Here is a 1,064-nt window from a genome sequence, read left to right on the forward strand (position 1 = left end):
CTTTTAGGGCTTGCACCCAAGGCGGCGTAAAGGCTCTAATCCCCTAACCCATACAGGCTAGTTTCGTAGAAACGAACCGCACGAACCGGACTTGAGACTTTCACCTCATCCGGCTCCTCTTTGACCCAGCTTTTTACACAAGCACCATAACATCCATCGCTGGCAGTTTTTGTATCGTGGCAATGACGATGTAGAAGTTGGAAATTGTCATATTGGTCTTTACCTCCTTGAGATTTGGGTTTGATATCGTCAATTTCCATAACATCGTCCTGCTTGAAATAGCAGGGTAAGCTCATCTAATTTGGTATCATTCGTAACAAGTTAAGCTTGTATGGCAGTTGTCAAGAGGGTTTGAGAAGATGTCTCAAAGAAATATTGGTCCAGGCCTCGCTGTCGATCAGGGAAAGGTGCAACAATTAACTTAACATTGGGTTTTCGTTGAGATTTAACAATACCTAAATCTCGATTTTCGCTTCGCGGCAAAATACTCGATAGGGTCAGTTGCCTTACATTTTTGGCGGGCTACATAAAAATGGTAAAGACCCCGGTAAATCATCTCTAATGAAATCGAATCTATTGGTAAAGAGAGTTGGTCAGCAACGGCATCACCTAAATCGACCAAGATTGCATAAAATATCCAAGTTCTCCAAATTTGAAGCTGAATGCCGCCATCGAGCGCCCGTCCACAAATAACTTAATCCCAACAGCCTTTTTACAGTAAGTATTAAAAGCCTCTTCAATTCTCCAGCGCCTGCGATATAAATCTGCCACGACGTAGGGTGGTAACACTCTTAGTTCAAGCACACTTGTCAAATAAGAATGCCAGGTTTTATCCGAACGAACTTCAATCAGACGTAAGGTGATAAATGGAGTTCTTGCAGTTCCCGAACCCAAGCGTACCAGACTATCTCTCAGGTCGTAACTTTTGGTAATACCAATTCACTATGAACTTGCACTTAATATAGCTTCAAGGATATATAGCGATCGCAAATCATTCATAAATCGATCGAGGGTTCGATCGATCATTAGTTTCATGAGAATGTTGGCTCAAAATCACCAAACTT

Annotated in this window: 2 pseudogenes; both read right to left on the bottom strand. The window is 42.1% G+C overall.

Features of this window, described 5'->3' with window-relative positions:
• Positions 1–35: 35 nt before the first annotated feature.
• Positions 36–281, bottom strand: a pseudogene (locus E5S67_RS32075) (HNH endonuclease); the annotation flags it as partial.
• A 40-nt stretch (positions 282–321) separates the two neighbouring features.
• Positions 322–930: pseudogene (locus E5S67_RS32080) on the bottom strand (IS4 family transposase); the annotation flags it as partial.
• Between the last annotated feature and the right edge of the window lie 134 nt (positions 931–1,064).

It is taken from the genome of Microcoleus asticus IPMA8 (assembly GCF_013179805.1).
GTDB classification, from domain to species: domain Bacteria; phylum Cyanobacteriota; class Cyanobacteriia; order Cyanobacteriales; family Microcoleaceae; genus Microcoleus; species Microcoleus asticus.